This is a genomic window from Endozoicomonas sp. ALB032 (assembly GCF_049310125.1).
Taxonomy (GTDB): domain Bacteria; phylum Pseudomonadota; class Gammaproteobacteria; order Pseudomonadales; family Endozoicomonadaceae; genus Endozoicomonas_A.
In genome coordinates this window covers 4,310,733-4,327,458 of the sequence record NZ_JBLYNW010000001.1, presented here as the reverse complement: position 1 = coordinate 4,327,458, position 16,726 = coordinate 4,310,733, and the positions used below count along the sequence as shown (strand labels likewise).

Annotated in this window: 9 protein-coding genes and 1 pseudogene (1 of these 10 running past the window's edge); 5 read left to right on the top strand and 5 right to left on the bottom strand. The window is 45.6% G+C overall.

Translation table 11 applies throughout. The features are described 5' to 3' along the window. Positions 1–184 precede the first annotated feature (184 nt). The 3 genes and pseudogenes from ACO6VG_RS16325 to ACO6VG_RS16315 all read right to left on the bottom strand — a co-directional run. Entirely contained in the window at positions 185–2,599 is a 2,415-nt protein-coding gene (locus ACO6VG_RS16325; protein ID WP_422474745.1) for an ankyrin repeat domain-containing protein, read from the bottom strand. A gap of 6 nt (positions 2,600–2,605) precedes the next feature. Continuing rightward, positions 2,606–3,103: a hypothetical protein gene (locus ACO6VG_RS16320; RefSeq protein WP_422474743.1), complete on the bottom strand. Its 498-nt coding sequence runs from the start codon at positions 3,101–3,103 to the stop codon at positions 2,606–2,608. 234 nt (positions 3,104–3,337) lie between these two features. Further along, positions 3,338–3,526 (bottom strand): annotated as a pseudogene (locus tag ACO6VG_RS16315) (ISNCY family transposase); the annotation flags it as partial. A gap of 288 nt (positions 3,527–3,814) precedes the next feature. On the opposite strand from ACO6VG_RS16315, the gene ACO6VG_RS16310 reads away from it, so the two are divergent. Continuing rightward, positions 3,815–6,643 (top strand): hypothetical protein, encoded by a 2,829-nt coding sequence (locus ACO6VG_RS16310; protein WP_422474741.1) that lies wholly within the window; start codon positions 3,815–3,817, stop codon positions 6,641–6,643. Between the two features lie 220 nt (positions 6,644–6,863). Further along, entirely contained in the window at positions 6,864–9,752 is a 2,889-nt protein-coding gene (locus tag ACO6VG_RS16305) for a hypothetical protein (RefSeq protein WP_422474739.1), read from the top strand. On the opposite strand, the gene ACO6VG_RS16300 is transcribed toward ACO6VG_RS16305, so the two are convergent. After that, a complete protein-coding gene (locus ACO6VG_RS16300; protein ID WP_422137643.1) occupies positions 9,747–9,881 on the bottom strand; it encodes a hypothetical protein in 135 nt (44 codons plus the stop codon). The two genes, ACO6VG_RS16305 and ACO6VG_RS16300, sit on opposite strands and share 6 nt — an antisense overlap. A gap of 103 nt (positions 9,882–9,984) precedes the next feature. Here ACO6VG_RS16300 and ACO6VG_RS16295 point away from each other — a divergent pair, with 103 nt between their 5' ends. Then, entirely contained in the window at positions 9,985–12,984 is a 3,000-nt protein-coding gene (locus ACO6VG_RS16295; RefSeq protein WP_422474737.1) for an RING finger domain-containing protein, read from the top strand. Between the two features lie 724 nt (positions 12,985–13,708). Here ACO6VG_RS16295 and ACO6VG_RS16290 read toward each other — a convergent pair. Next, the gene (locus ACO6VG_RS16290; protein ID WP_422137641.1) at positions 13,709–14,209 is read right to left on the bottom strand and encodes a hypothetical protein; all 501 of its coding nucleotides are present in this window, start codon (positions 14,207–14,209) and stop codon (positions 13,709–13,711) included. A 107-nt stretch (positions 14,210–14,316) separates the two neighbouring features. Here ACO6VG_RS16290 and ACO6VG_RS16285 point away from each other — a divergent pair, with 107 nt between their 5' ends. Continuing rightward, positions 14,317–14,958 (top strand): hypothetical protein, encoded by a 642-nt coding sequence (locus ACO6VG_RS16285; RefSeq protein WP_422133273.1) that lies wholly within the window; start codon positions 14,317–14,319, stop codon positions 14,956–14,958. Between the two features lie 123 nt (positions 14,959–15,081). Next, positions 15,082–16,726, top strand: partial view of a hypothetical protein gene (locus tag ACO6VG_RS16280; RefSeq protein WP_422474735.1) — the 5' portion only. The gene runs 1,967 nt beyond the window's last position; the window shows 1,645 of its 3,612 coding nt (coding positions 1–1,645); the start codon lies at positions 15,082–15,084; its stop codon lies off the right edge, out of view.

The following is a 16,726-nucleotide window of genomic DNA, read 5'->3' as shown; positions in this document are numbered from 1 at the left end:
TAGAGTTTGACAAAAACCAACGTTCGATATAATCCCCAGGCAAGAGACAGCCTGATCCGCCAGACTCGTCATCATATTTTTGCCTATATCGGTTCCAATCCTGGCGAATAGCAATCCTCGGGATATAAGTAGAACTATTGTCCTTTGAGAACTTCTAAAGTCGAGGATGAAGTACACCTCAATCTTACAGCTCAATAACCACAGGAGGTTTCTGCTCAGAGTCACTTTTCGTTCCGTTGGTCTTCGAACCCTCAATTTTATTTCGAATCAATGAAGCCGCTTCGACATTACCAATGGACGTTGCCAAGTCTAAAACCGACTCATTATTTTTATCCTTTAATTGTGAACCTTCACTGTTTTCTATTAATAATCTTATGGTTTCTTGATTTTTACGACGTAAAGCAACATGCAGAGGTGTCTCTCCTTCATTATTCTTGAAATTTAAATCTGCACCTGCGTCTATTAATAATTCTATAGCTGCTTTATTTCCATGATATGAAGCAACATGCAGAGGTGTCTGTCCTTCATCATTCTTAATATTTAGATTTGTAATTTCTTGTTGTATTATTGATTTTATAGATTCTTGATTTCCTCCAACACATAAAGCAAGATGCAGAGGTGTTTGCCCTTCATCATTCTGGATATTTAAATCTGGCTTGTATAAACTAATAAATATTACAGAAAATTGGTCAAGCTCCATTTTTAAAGCAACATGCAAAGGCGTATTGCCGGAAAAATATTGCTTATTTGGATTGAATGACTTGTCGGGATCAAATTCATGAAGTTTTTTACGAATTCCTTCGTCGTCAGTCTTCTTCAAAACATAAATCTGTTCGAGAAGTTTAATAAATTCATCATTTTCTATATAATGTAAACTTTTATCCTGACCTAGAGCTTTTACTATGTCTAATAGCCTACTTTTATAGGCAATAGATAAAGGTGTTCGGCCATCGTTCGCACAAATATTGGGGTTGGCAATTTCACCTTTATGTTCCATTAGACAACCTACAACTTCCTTATTTTCCAGTTGAACTGCAAAATGCAAAGGTGTGTATCCAAGGCTGTTCTGTATATTAATACCTGCTCCATTTTTCAAAAGAATTTCAATCATATCTATATCGTTATTCTGGATTGCATAGTGCAGCGAAGTATTACCTTGGTCGTCCTTTGCATTAATTTCTATCAAACGCTCTTCTATTAGAAGCGCTACTACAGAATATGAATTGGCAAGAACTGCCTCATGCAAGACAGTTAGACCTGACTGAGTTTGAACGCAAAACTGGTCCTTTGTATCAAGCTTGCATGGTGGTTGATAAAACTTAAGCCCACGATGTAGATCTCTATTTAGCAACATTTCCATAAGGGATTTAATATTGAAATTTGCGGCAATATGAAAAAGTGCTGACAATTCATCTTGAGAAAACTTAGATTTCCATTCTAATAACACTCTTATTATTGCATCTTGTGTTGCACCTTGTACCCCACTAATAGCAGCAAGGTATATTGGTGTAAATCCATCATTATTGGATAGTTCCTGGCTAGCACCATAATTAAGAAGTAAAGTCACGATATTAGTGTTTCTTTCCAATACTGCTAAGTGAAGAGGTGTATTGCCTTGATAGTCTTCTTTATTGATAATCCTCAATCGATCAGAAATACGAGCTGGAATCTTAATCAATTGTTTTATAACAGCTACAGGATGATTGTTAATAATTACTAAGTGAAGAGGTGTATTACCTTGATAGTCTTCCTGATTGATAATTGTCAATCGCTCAGGAATATCAGATAGGCTTTTAATTAATAGCTTTACAGCTTCAGGTTTTTTGTTAATGATTGCTAAGTGCAGTGGTGAGTGTTGCTGACTGGTAATTAGCTTTATATCTGCCTTTTTATCTAAGAGTTCTTTTAAGGTATTTACGTCCCCCTGTGTTGCAGCTAAATGCAAAGGGGTAAAACCCTGATTATTGCTTTCATCATACTTAATTCCTTTACGAAGCAACAACTTAATCATCTTTAAATTTTTGGTAGTTATGGCTATATGCAACAGCGTATTTCCAAAGGAATCCAATTCATTAATTAAATCCGGAGAAGAATCTAACAGGTTGTCTGCTTTTTCAAGATCCCCTTCACGAACCGCAATTTGCAAACATGTAAATAATTGCTCTTGTTCAGCGCAATCGGCATCAGTATTAACTTCAGGGTTATCAGTAACGGAAATATCAGGAAAAATAACTACAGATGAATCAGGAGGCATCAATAAAAAGCTTGTTTGCTGTCTTGTCATTTTTCTCATTAAATCACTTTCAATTTTTCGCCTATTACTTTCTACATCCTTTGCATGAGTAATTCTCGCCTTACGTTTTTCTTTTAAATCTTTATAAAATTCGCAGACACCATAAATAACTGACCCCAATGTTACCACGCCTAAAACAGTAACTATTCCAGCTATCCACTCAAGAATTCTAAAACTCCCTCCTGCATCACTCGAAATGACTTCATCATCAGTTGAGTTACTTGAAGTATGAAGTAGCTTTCTATTTGGAAATTTATTAAATACTTCCCCAGAAACATCTGAACCATTCTCATAATTTAACTCCAAAACAATTTACGTGCTGGGTGTTTTACCAACAGCATAAATTACTTTTTCTTCTGCCATTGTCATGATCTTATAAAAGGTAATATCTTTTGGCATGCCGGAAGGATCGTTATCATTTCCCTGCCTAACCCAAATAACTTCACCATTTGGATTCAAAGCGCTAATAAACCACTCTTGTTTGTATTGCAACTGCCCAGCGATGTATAAGTGATTACCTTTGAATAAAGATGCGCTGACACTGCCAATAAAATCAGGTAATAGTTGCTCATAAGTTTCTTCGTGACCAGCATTCTTAACAACTTTCCAAAGCAATCGCCTTTTGTCTATATCGTAATAGATGTAATTAATTTCATCGCCATCGGCAGAGTTTCGATACAGTTGTAGTACCTTTGAGTTAGGCCGAACGGAGTCGGAGTTAGCCCTTACCGAAGTCCATGCCATAGTGGTATTGCAGTGAATAAACGCGGCCAGAGTTGCAGAGGCGGCTAAGTAGGAAGGAGTTTTCATAGAAGAAGAACCAAGTAGCGAGCAAAACATGGAAATTGTAGCTGATCAAAAGTAGTACCAAGGTTTTTCAAAATAGTTGCTGGCAAAGCATTGGATCAAGAGCCAACATCTGCGCAGACTTTACCGGGACAGCCTACGCGAGTGTAGAGTTAGACACGATTCGTCGTGCATCCATGGTGACGGCGTAGATAAGAAACCCCGGTCATAACTGACTTGTGAAACCTGGGGAAATCACTGTTTGGCACCTTCTGCAATAGATACAGTCACTTGGTCGTCCGTCTGTTTTACCATGACCAGATGATGCAGGGTAAAGCCAAACTGATCCTGCAATACGCAGACTCTGAGGCCAAGCTCTACAGGGGTTCCAGCCTTACCTTTGCTGATCCATTCGGTATGACGTTCGAACAATGAAAAAATCTTCTCATTGATACAACTCCAGTGACCAATGCGTTGGGGGTCATAGCCTCTCTGGCCATATTGTTGAATCTATAGCCTGAGTGATTCACCCCCTCGTTTAAAAGAGGCTGTTGCAACGCCCTCGCCCTCTATATGAGCGGCTCAGGAATCATGGCTAATACCCTGAATAGCAGCACTAAAGAGAGGATTGACAAAAAGATCCGCCTGTTTTCTTGCAACACCACAATCATATTAATGGATAACTATAAACACAGCGTCTAGGCTTCCTGTCGACTTTTCCAGGGAGTCTTGAAAATGATTAAGTTTCGGCACTGTTCGGTCCTGTTCATCGCTCCTGTATTTCTGTTACTGGCCCTGACCACTCAATCTACACCCACTACAGCGTCAACAGCCCCCATAAAGATTAATGATGCAGAAGACCTGGGCAAGATTGGTCGAGATCGCGACTATCCACTGGACGGTACCTATCAACAGACAGCGGATATTGTTGTCACTAAAGACTATCAATCCATTGGCAATGATACCCATCCATTCACCGGGGAGTACTATGGGCAGTGCCGTACCATCAGCGGTCTGTCTAACTGTTTTATTGACACTCTGAAAGGCAGCATCAGGCACCTTCACTTTACTGGTGCCAATATAACTTCCCATAAGACGACCGGGTTAGCAGCCTGTGTTGTTGATGATACTGGCACAGTCAGTAATATCTGGGTGAAAGATGTTCATATTCTCACCAATGGTCGTAAAAGTTACGCTGGCATCGGAGGGGGGCTGGTTAAAGGAACGGTTGGCAGCACCACGGCGGTGAACAGCAATGTCACAACCAGGGGTTGGTATGGAATCGCCGGCATCGGGGGGGGGCTGGTTTACGGAACGGTTGGCAACACCACGGCGGTGAACAGCAGGGTCGAAACCGGGGATTATCGTGCACACGCCGGCATCGGGGGGGGGGCAGTTAACGGTGGAGGAACGGTTGCCAATACCAAGGCGGTGAACAGCAGGGTCGAAACCTCGGGCGAGGATGCTCACGCCGGCATCGGGGGGGGGATGGTTTTCGGAACGGTTGGCAACACCACGGCGGTGAACAGCACGGTCGAAACCGGGGATTATACTGCAAACGCCGGCATCGGAGGGGGCTTGGTTAATTTTCGAGGAACGGTTGCCAACACCACGGCGGTGAACAGCCATGTTACAACCGGAGGTGATGATGCAAACGCCGGCATCGGGGGGGGGTTGGTTAGACCTAGAGGAACGGTTGCCAACACCACGGCGGTGAACAGCCATGTCACAACCAGGGGTTGGTATGCATACGCCGGCATCGGGGGGGGGTTGGTTAGAGCTAAAGCAACGGTTGCCAACACCACGGCGGTGAACAGCTATGTCAATGGCATTAAAGAGAATTCTGAACCTACCTCCAATGATCAGCTTCTTTGCCAAAAAGCAGACCTACATGTGTTAACAGCCAATTGCTCTTCGAGAACTGAATTTCTGGATGCGCTGGATTTTTCGAACAGTAATGCTTGCCCGGTAAATGCCGCTACAGTGTCAACAGGCACTAAAGAGTCAGCACCCACTACCGCATCAACAGCCGCTAAAGAGTCAGCACCCACTACCGCATCAACAGCCGCTAAAGAGTCAACAGCCACTGCAGCGTCAACCCCCATAGAGATTAATGATGCAAGAACCCTGGGCAAGATTGCCCTACATCCCGACTATCCAATAAACGGTACCCATCAACAGAATGCTACTGCAGCTCCTACTACCGCAACTTCCATTCCAAGGAAATTATGCAGCTCTCTCAGAGATCAAACGACGGGGGTTCAACAACGGCTTATCGAGGACAGTGATCTTGTTAGCGAACGACAGTGCGTTGTTCTCAGTGCCGACCCTGCAGATGATTTAAGTGAGTTGATAAAACAGATTCCTGATAACACCGTTATCTTGCTTTCCTCCAAAACAACTTCTCCAACCGTTGCCCCCGTGACAGGTAAGCTCACTGTTGAATATTTTATCGCCAATGCAATCGTTTTGAAGAACGGTCAGGACATCATCGGGGCTGCTGATGACGGTTTTGAAATTGTTATCAAGCTTCATGATAACTTTACAAGTAAATACATGATCGGAGTTGGCGTTCACTACGATGACGAATTCAATTTTGGAGAAACAGCAGACAATCATATAAAACACATTACTTTCCAGCCAACCGGAGTTAATCCAGATACTCAAACTGACGCTATTGTCCACACAAACTGCTATAACCGGACATTATCTATAGAGAACAACGTTTTTTATCTCCCTGTCCGGGCCGCAGTTAACATTAATTGTTCTGCGAATCTGGATGCATCCACCAGTAATTTGCACACGGGCCCAGGCTTACGTTTCGCTGATAATCATGTCATTGGTCAAACCATCCACACAACAAAACTCAGTATGATTCCCGAGAAAGCAATATTCATTAATCTTCGCAACATCAATAACCTGTCAAACAAACTCGAAATAATTGGTAACACATTCCGGGGCAAAATCTCGGAATTGGCTCAGATTGCAATTGGATCCGGAAGCAATATTAATATCTTCAGAAACACTGTTGATATTGATAATAAAGGCAAGACACCTGACGAAATTCGTACAGGAATTGAAGGAGGGTTCGCTTTAAAAGGTCTTTCGTCGTCTGCCTATAGAAAAGCGCCTCTCATTAATCTGGCTGGTAATAATATCAACGTCACAAGGACAGCTTTAACTATCTATGACAAGCTTGATCTGGCGCTGGCCTGTAACCACTTTATGGGAATGACTTTGTGGAAAGTAGACAACGAATATTTCCCCCTGAAAGCCGTTGATCCATTGCCACTGGCAGATGAGTGCCCAAGGTCTGTGAGTTCAACCGTTGGCATGGCAACGACCAGCGCGCCGACACTCTGCCAGATCGTGAATAGCTGGACTCCTATCAATGATTCCAAAGCCACTGCTTTGACTGGGCTGACCAACGTCGAGGGGCAGTTCTACTTTGACTCAGCTGTTTGCATGACAGAGCTTCAATCCTTAGCTTCATCAGCGGATACAACTCCAGTGACCAATGCTTTGGGGGTCATAGCCTCTCTGGCCATATTGTTGAATCTATAGCCTGAGCTGATTCATCCCCTCGTTTAAAAGAGGCTGTTGCAACGCCCTCGCCCTGTATATGGATGGCTCAGGAGTCATGGCTAATACCCTGAGTAGCAGCACTAAAGAGAGTATTGACAAAAAGATCCGCCTGTTTTCTTGCAACACCATAATCATATTAATGGAAAACTATAAACACAGCGTCTAGGCTTCTTAGCGACTTTTCCAAGGAGTCCTGAAAATGATCAAGTTGCAGCACAATTCGGCTCTGTTCATTGCTCCTGTATTTCTGTTACTGCCCCTGACCACTCAATCTACACCCGCTAAAGCGTCAACAGCCCCCATAGAAATTTATGATGCAAAAGACCTGGGCAAGATTGGTCGAGAATATCCACTGAACGGTACCTATCAACAGAAAGCGGATATTGTTGTCACTAAAGACTATCAATCCATTGGCAATGATACCCACCCATTCACCGGGGAGTACTATGGGCAGTGCCGTACCATCAGCGGCCTGTCTAACTGTTTTATTGACACTCTGAAAGGCAGCATCAGGAACCTTCACTTTACTGGTGCCAATATAACTTCCCAGAACACGACCGGGTTAGCAGCCTGTGTTGTTGATGATACTGGCACAGTCAGTAATATCCGGGCGAAAGATGTTCATATTCTCACCAATGGTGATGAAAATTACGCTGGCATCGGGGGGGGGCTGGTTAAAGGAACGGTTGGCAACACCACGGCGGTGAACAGCAGGGTCGAAACCTTGGGTTATGAGGCACACGCCGGCATCGGGGGGGGGCAGGTAAAAGGAACGGTTGGCAACACCACGGCGGTGAACAGCAGGGTCGAAACCCGCGGTGCATATGCAAACGCCGGCATCGGGGGGGGGTGGGTTCATAAAGGAAAGATTGGCAACACCACGGCGGTGAACAGCACGGTCGAAACCTTGGGTTGTAGGGCAGACGCAGGCATCGGGGGGGGGCAATTTTTTCGTGGAACGGTTGGCAACACCACGGCGGTGAACAGCAATGTCACAACCAGGGGTTATGGGGCAGACGCCGGCATCGGGGGGGGGCAGGTTTATTTAGGAGTGGTTGGCAACACCACGGCGGTGAACAGCCATGTCACAACCAGGAATGAAAATGCATGCATCGACATCGGGGGGGGCGTGGTTACAGACACGGTTGGCAACACCACGGCGGTGAACAGCAGGAACAAAACCTCGGGCGAGAGAGCAAAAGCTGGCATAGGGGCAGGGATTTTTGCACGTGGAGCGGTCGTCACCAACACCACGGCGGTGAACAGCTTTATCAATGGCAATATAACGAATTTTGGATCTATCTCCAATGATCAGCTTCTTTGCCAAAAAGCCGACCTACGTGTGTTAACAGCCAATTGCTCTTCGAGAACTGAATTTCTGGATGCGCTGGATTTTTCGAATAGTAATGCTTGCCCGGTAAATGCCGCTACAGTGTCAACAGACACTAAAGAGTCAACAGCCACTTCAGAGTCAAGAGCCGCTAAAGAGTCAACACCCACTAAAGCATCAACACCCATAGAAATTAATTATGCAGGAACCCTGGGCAAGATTGGCCTACATCCCGACTATCCAATAAACGGTACCTATCAACAGAATGCTACTGCAGCTACTGCAGCTACTGCTAATGCTACTGCAGCTACTGCTAATGCTAATGCTAATGCTAATGCTACTGCAACTCCTGCTACTGCAGCTCCTGCTACTGCAGCTCCTACTACTACTGCAACTTCCCCTCCAAGGAAATTATGCAGCTCTCTCAGAGGTCAAACGACGGGGGTTCAAAAACGGCTAATCGACGACAGTGATCTTGTCAGGGAACGACATTGCGTTGTTCTCAGTGCCGACCCTGCAGATGATTTAAGTGAGTTGATACAACAGATTCCTGATAACACTGTTATCTTGCTTTCCTCCAAAACAACTTCTCCAACCGTTGCCCCCGTGACAGGTAAGCCCACTGTTGAATATTTTATCGCCAATACAATAGTTTTGAAGAGCGGTCAGGAGATCATCGGGGCTGCTGATGACGGTTTTGAAATTGTTATCAAGCTTCATGATAACTTTACAAGTAGATACATGATCGGAGTTGGCGCTCACTGCGATAACGAATTCAATTTTGGAGAAACAGCAGACAATCATATAAAACACATTACTTTCCAGCCAACCGGAGTTAATCCAGGTACTCAAACTCACGTTATTGTCCACACAAGCTGCTATTATGGGGCACTATCTATAGAGAACAACGTTTTTTATCTTCCTGTCTGGGCCGCAGTTAACATTCATTGTTCTGCGAATCTGGATGCATCCACCAATGATTTGCACACGAGCCCAGGCTTACGTTTCGCTAATAACAAGGTCATTGGTGAAACCATCCACACAACAACACTCAGTATGATTCCCGAGGAAGCAATATTCATTAATCTTCGCAACATCAATAACCTGTCAAACAAACTCGAAATAATTGATAACACATTCCAGGGCAAAATCTCGGAATTGGCTCAGATTGCAATTGGATCCGGAAGCAATATTAATATCTTCAGAAACACTGCTGTTATTGATAATAAAGGCAAGACACGTAGAGAAAGTTGTACAGGAATTGAAACCCGAAGGGGAGGGTTCGCTTTAATAGGTCTTTCCTCGTCTGCCTATTGCAAAGCGCCTCTCATTAATCTGGCTGGTAACAATATCAACGTCACAACGACAGCTTTAACTATCTACGACGAGCTTGATCTGGCACTGACCTGTAACCACTTTCGGGGAATGACTTTGTGGAAAGTAGACAACGAATATTTCTCCCTGAAAGCCGTTGATCCATTGCCACTGGCAGATGAGTGCCCAAGTTCTGTGAGTTCAACCGTCGACCCGGCAACGACCAGTGCACCGACACTTTGCCAGATCGTGAATAGCTGGACTCCTATCAATGATTCCAAAGCCACTGCTTTGACTGGGCTGACCAACGTCGAGGGGCAGTTCTACTTTGACTCAGCTGTTTGCATGACAGAGCTTCAATCCTTTGCTTCATCAGCGGATACAACTCCAGTGACCAATGCTTTGGGGGTCATCGCCTCTCTGGCTATATTGTTGAATCTATAGCCTGAGCTGATTCATCCCCACGTTTAAATTCGGCTCTCGTCCCATGGCAACCTGATCTCTGGCATCGGAAATCAGGGTCAGAATGTTTTTGAAGCCCTGCTTATAGCCATGAAGAATTACTGCAATCATCCTTTGCTGGGTGCTGAATAGTTACCATTGAACTATGGAAAGAAGAGTAGTCCCGGAAAATCTTGGCTATTCTCTGATGCACTTCGAATAATGAGATTCACCCATGGCGTTCCTTTATTTTTACAGAACAGACATTCAACACGGACTGTTCTGGCATTTCCTGACAAACAAAAAGGACGTGGTTGGTATTTTTGCTTTTTCCCTGCTGGCTATGATGATTGTGCCGTTATGTTATTCCTCAAACCTTATTGACCGTCATCATCCCGATGGGCGCAAGACTCTGATTGAAATCAATGATGGGAAAACCCGCAATAGCACACTGACAGTGACAGGAGGCAAGCTCGCTGACAAAGCCGATTTTCCCGGTGTCGGCGACGGAGGCTTTTTTTATTCGCCGCCTCCGCCCTGGGGAGGTGGAGGCGGCTGGCCATCGGGATTATTCGAAATTGACCTGGCTGTTCTGCAACCCGTCATCAACTGGCTGATGTCCATAGGCAAGACCCATCATGATGATGGCCGACAGGCAGGTAATGAGGATGGACAACCCTCTGGCAGCAGACCTAATGCAGGATCAAATGACGCAACTAACCACCACCATCAACAGGAGCAAAGAAAAGCACCTGAAAACCGAGAGAACAAATCACCCGGAGAAGAAAATAGTGGCAGCGGCGATGGCAATAACAGAAAAGACGACAATGGCGAGGAGGGTAAAAATAGTGCTTTGACTCAGGACCTTCAGCTACTTGCCAACGAGCTTTTAACTATTATTGCAAGCGACAATCCCAACGCCGCTTTTAAATTCAGGGAAATGTTAGAGAAGCTGGACATGCCTCAGCGTTTGCAGGTTCTGGAAAAAAAAGGCACAAATATCAGCGGCGATACTATTACTCCTCTTGAGGCGATATTGGCACTGCCGCGTTCTTCCCTTGAGCAATCAACACGCAACCGATTTATCAGGCAGCTGATAGAAGCCGCTGGCAACAACTGCCAGATGATTTTGTCTGAGATTGTTCTGGACATAATCCACAAGCTCAACCAACCTGACCAACCACCGCAGATAGGGGATTTCGAAAAATGTTGCTTTACTGAGTACTTCCTTCAATTGTTCCTGCTTCATTCAAACCCGGTTGAGCGTATTCGCAATCTATTAGAAAAAATATCAGATTTAGCCATAAGGAATGAGATTATAAATAATCCACAATCATTAACACTCCCCTCCCCCTTTCTGGATACCTTGAAACAATTTAACCAGCACTCATCGTTCCTTGAATTAATACGCTTATCAAATGAACAGTGTATGCAAAATGATTTCATAGCGATCACTGCTTTTGCCAATAATGGACTGCGTGTGGATAAACATGAATCCAGTCAAATTATTGGTGCAGAGTGCGCGGTATGTAAGGAGCCGTTTGAACGCTCGTCAAATATAGTGAAAACGTGCTGCAATCACTTTTATCACGTTGATTGTTTAAGTCAGTGGCTCGAAAAAAGGAGGCGGGATCGTGCAGTCCAAGATTGTCCTACATGTCGTACACAATTAAATGGCTTAACAACAAAACTTAACGACTTTAACAAACTATTAAAAAAATACGACGGTTGTCATTCTTTAGCTATTGCAAAAAGAGCCGTTAAGGAATGGAATAAAACAGAAAAAAATTATGCAACCTTGTACCATTTTGTCCAATTTTGCCGACATAGCAGCCAGGCATCTGATGATTCACGGTTTGCAAAACTCTTGCGAACCCTCATTCATCCCGTGACAAAAGCCAAGATCCGCCATGACGACGTGATCAACTCAGCCACCTTCAGCGCCAATAACCACCTTGTGGTGACCGCCAGTGACGATGGCACTGCGAAAATCTATGTTTATCAGTCCGATGGAACATGGATGGAAGAGTTCACTATCCACCACGGTAGTCCGGTCATAATAGCCAGCTTCAGCGCCGATAGTCGCCGTGTGTTGACCACCAGTGACGATGGGACAGCAAAAATCTATGTTCGAAAGGAGGATAGATCATGGCAAGAAGAAATCACTATCCGCCACGATGGGCCCATTCGTTTAGCCACCTTCAACGCCAATAGTAGCCGCGTGTTGACCGCCGGTGACGATGGGACCGCAAAAATTTATGTTCTGAAGGAGAGTGGATCATGGGAACAAGAAGGGATCACCCACCATGATGGTCCGATCCATTTAGCCAGCTTCAGTCCTGATGCTAGCCATGTGGTGACTGTTGGCAAAGATAACGTGGTAAAAATCACGGGCAAATCAGCCGATGGATCATGGCAAGTAAAAATCAACGTAATCCATAAGCGCGAAGTCAACTCAGCTATCTTTAGCCCCGACAACCGCCATGTGGTGACCGCAAGTGACGATGGTACGGCAAAAATCATTGGCCAGAAAGACGATAAGTCATGGGAAAAAGAAGTTACCATCGGTCACATCAGGACTGTTAGTTCGATCAGATCAGCCGCCTTCAGCCCCGATAGCCGACATGTGCTGACTATCGGCAGTGATGACGAACTGGTTAAAATCATTGGTAAACGGGCCGACGGAACATGGGGAGTAAAAGCCATCATTTCCCATATTGATCGTATCACCTCAGCCACTTTCAGCCCCGATAGCCACCATGTGATGACCGCCAGTTTCGACAAAGAGGCAAAAATCTACGGCGAAAAAACCGATGCATTATGGGAAGAAGAAATCACTATCCACCATAATCATTGGGTCTTATCAGCCACCTTCAGTCCCGATAGCCAACATGCAGTAACCAGCAGTTATGATGGAACCGCAAAAATCCATAGCCACAAAAATGGAGGATCATGGGATCAAGGACTCACTATCCATCACAATGATCGGGGCACTTCAGCCACCTTCAGTACCGATGGCCGCTTAGTTATGACCTTTGGTTTTGATCGTACCGCGAAAATCATTCAACTGGAGGGCGATGGGTCATGGGAACAAGAAATTCGCCACCCCTATCCAATCCACGCAACCAACTTCAGCGCCGATAGCCGCTTTGTGCTGACCCAAAGTTTTTTTTTACCAACATCTGAAAGTTGTAGCAGCATTGTGAAAATTACTGAACTATGGAAGGAAGAGTAACTCCACTAGGAGCCTGACCGAGAATAGACTGCCCTACTGCGGCGGCAGCAAATTGGTCTGAAAATCCGCTTTTGTTCGTCAAATAGCTCGCTATTCTCCTCACAAAACCGAATTTTCATCCTCAATTTTCTGCCGTCCTCGCTACGGGCGCTATTCTCGGTCAGGCTCCTAGGAGGCTAGCGGGACAGCAACTTGTTGTGATTTCGACGGTGTCAGATCGAGTGACGTAGAAGTTGGCACCTGGACTTGTAGCAATTGCACAGCCTGTGGTTGCTTTGGTAAATGTAGCATTACAAACGGCAAAGCTGGAAAATTGCAGACAAGTACATGTGTCTGTAACTCAGATGGAGATTGCAGCGGAAAAACATGCACAGCTGGCGCAGCTTCCTTAACAGCGGGAGTCTTTAGCCTTTTGGTTGTATCTGTGGCTACTATTGCAGCGAGCTTTTAAAGTATCCCTCTTTATAAAAAGCCCTGATTGGGTAAAGTTGAGTTAGTTCCCGCCCCCGGTTTATGTGATTTGAAGGTATGGTGTCACAAATAAAAATCAGGGGCTACCTTTTCTCAGTAATTCCAAGCTCCGCAAAGGTGCTATTTAAAGGCATTTTACTGAAGTTTGAGCTAAATGTCAGATATTACACAATCACCGTCGTATCTCCATACCTGTTCCTCAGAAACCAGAAAATACTCACTGAGCAAACCACGGAGAACTATTGCTTCCGTATCACCTTCTACCTATGATTTTTACATCTCCATTATTTACTTCTTCTTCTGCCGAACTTAAGTCAAGGTAGCCACTTGCACTCTCTGCTGACTCAATACCAATTAAAGCAATTGGTTTATTGTTATCTAATATTATGTTTGCTGTAACAGTAATATAACCAATACCCTTGGGATTATCTTTGCTGAAAAGTTTAACGAAAAATCCTATCTCATGTTCGACTTTTGATTTTTCACCTTCTAACAAGATTGACTTAATAAGCTTGGCGCAAGTTTTCGATGTAAGTACCCAATATTTATTGACTCGAGCACCTGCACAAATACATACACCACCACCCACACCCTTCGTATAACCACCGAATAAAAGTTCACTGTCTGTATCTGCTCCTTTTCGGTAATCGTTGACAACAGAAAAAAATACTAATAAATCTTTTGCAACCTCATCTGGACTATCTTGAGACTCAGCCACACTACTTAAAGTTGTTATAAAAACAAAAAAATGCATCAAAAATAATCAAACCGATTGCGTAGCCACATCGAACTCCCCAAACTTCTAAAGAAAGCTAGGTGAGCAGATTGATGGCAATTCCCCAGCAATTTCCGATAATTTAATTGGCAGGTAATAAAGATGGACAACCTTCTGACAGCGGACCCCCCAATGCAGGAACAAAGGCACAAATCGTTAGCAAATTCGCCCCTGCTTCGTTTAACCGTGTTCGAATGGCTGGTGTTAGCCTCGCAGATTTGCAGGCGGCAAGCTGGCATTCGCTGGCTCGGCGTAATGCCACTGAAAGCGGTGACCAGGCTCGTTGCCCCGCCGGTTTATCCCGCCTGATGCCACCTCCGGTCACTGGCGGCAGTTTTATCCTGGCCGCCTGGATTCGCCGGGGCCTGCCGCTGGGCAGGCGAACACGGGCCGGGAGCAAACTGGTTCATTTTGCCGCAGCTGACAGCTCTGATGCCATCAGCTTAAGCCTGAGATCCAGGGGGCAACGGCTGGTTAATTACCTGTGCAGCCTGGTCGGAGGTGAGGAAGGCGACGTTGGAACGGGTACAGCGGAAAGTGAGCAACCAGTGATGGCAAGCCTGAATGATACGGAACTTTACCAGCACTACCAGCGACTGGTTCAGGACCTCAGTGCCCTGTCGGGCAATCGCAGTGGCGAGAGCACGTCGTTTGTACCGTCGGCAAGCCAGGGAATGATACAAAACCTGACGACTCCACTACCTTCGACTACGATGAGTCAGGGTTGAAAAACTCAGAAATCATTAACACAGTGATATTACTGATAAGCAACATCTGTTGCATTACTCCAGTTGGTCTTTCCCACTGTTGTACTTCGGTAGAATTCATTACAGCTCCGGAGAGCTTCCTGCATGCCCGCCAATCTAACTGATACAAACCCTCTCAATCCTACTCCCAAAAGACAGTGGTTCAAGACCAGCGATGGCTGGTTTTACCCGGCTATTGTTAATACCGATATTTTTAGCATCAGACTGTCAACGGATCAGGCCAGCCCCGGATCAGCCTTTGCCACGCCAGCACACATCAGCACGGTCAGGACAGCCATTGACAGAGCCTTCTGGTTAATCGAGCAGTCCGGTTTTTTTCCCCACTATTTACATCGGAATATCAGTATTATCCTGTCTGACTCTGATTTGCCGGGTCAGAATATCTTTTATGACGACGATGGCGTTACATTGTTAATCGGGCAATCGCTCGGAGCTGACCAACTCGTTGCCACGTTGCTGAAAAATATGGCAATGGTCGTTTATGAAGCCTGTGACCCCAATAACTTCTGGTCAGAATTTCAGGCTCGCCAGCATGGTTCCGCAGAAAATGGTGGCGGTTTAATCCCGTCTCCCATCAGCCAGACTGATGACGTGGTTTCCGCTATAGCCACTCAAACACAGCTCGACTTTATCTCTGAAACCCTGGCTGCCAAATGGTTGAATCAGAAAGTATCACCGGTTTCACTCTATTGGCTGGAGTCTTTGCTTCCTGATCTGTTCAATGCCCCAAAAAATCCTGGGAAGCCGCCAACTCCTCTAAGTGCCCAACTGCAAGCCAGACACTGGCATTCTAAAAACGATCTTGTTCAAACACTTGCCTGGCTCAAAAGTGAGGAGATCCGTCCAACAGGCAATGTTACCAGACCAGTGCCTGACAGTTTTTCTCCTTTCACACCCGTCGCGCCTCTTTTGCGCATCGACGAGACAATAGCCTGTCCTGCTTTTGGCGATGGTTACCGCACCCGGGTTAACGGAACAGAAATAGGCATCAGGGTATACCCCCAGGGCGACGCCGCTCCGCCACTGCGACTGGCCGACATCACCCTTGATGTGGAAAGCTACCATTCACTCGGTTACAAGGATCCGGCACAAACGCTCCTGCGGCTGGTTTTTGACCTCAAGAAATTGGCAGGACTGTTTCTATACGGTGGTTTTAACCGGCAGTTGCTGACCTTTCTTCACGGACTGCAGATTGCCAGTGATCCGGGTGACCCGGATCACAAGGTCCCTCTTATCAAGGCAGAGTCCGACCGATTATTTATTGACAGTGACGCAACCTTCTCAAACGACAGTCAGCCACTGATTCGTCTGGGAGCCGCCGATCTTTCCCGGCACTCTGACGAGGCTCTTGGACACGGACTGTCATCCCTGTTGGTACCTGCATGGCGAAAAACCCTGACCGACAATGCCGTGGCTGTGGCCGGTATTGAACAGCTCTGGGGAATCACTGACAACAGGCTGAAAGCACTGCAACCGCATTATGGGCTTGATGAACGTTACCAGGCCCGGCAATGGCCACCAGAGTCCGGTGATCTATACCAGCGACTGATGTCAGGCCAACGCCATGACCTCAGGAAACGTGGCGGCACAGCCGAAGACTTTGTTGATGCCGTCCGGGAACTTTATCAGGGTGACGGGCTGGCGCCAGCACTTGCCAGCGTTATGGGAGACTGGCAAGCGTCAGCGGAGAGTAACCGTACAGGCGGGGAAATGGCGGATTTGCTCAAGG

Bases quoted from the DNA above. Each gene is read 5' to 3' on its own strand.
- ACO6VG_RS16320 (WP_422474743.1), bottom strand. From the start codon at position 3,103: ATGAAAACTCCTTCCTACTTAGCCGCCTCTGCAACTCTGGCCGCGTTT.
- ACO6VG_RS16310 (WP_422474741.1), top strand. From the start codon at position 3,815: ATGATTAAGTTTCGGCACTGTTCGGTCCTGTTCATCGCTCCTGTATTT.
- ACO6VG_RS16305 (WP_422474739.1), top strand. From the start codon at position 6,864: ATGATCAAGTTGCAGCACAATTCGGCTCTGTTCATTGCTCCTGTATTT.
- ACO6VG_RS16300 (WP_422137643.1), bottom strand. From the start codon at position 9,881: ATGATTGCAGTAATTCTTCATGGCTATAAGCAGGGCTTCAAAAACATT.
- ACO6VG_RS16295 (WP_422474737.1), top strand. From the start codon at position 9,985: ATGGCGTTCCTTTATTTTTACAGAACAGACATTCAACACGGACTGTTC.
- ACO6VG_RS16290 (WP_422137641.1), bottom strand. From the start codon at position 14,209: ATGCATTTTTTTGTTTTTATAACAACTTTAAGTAGTGTGGCTGAGTCT.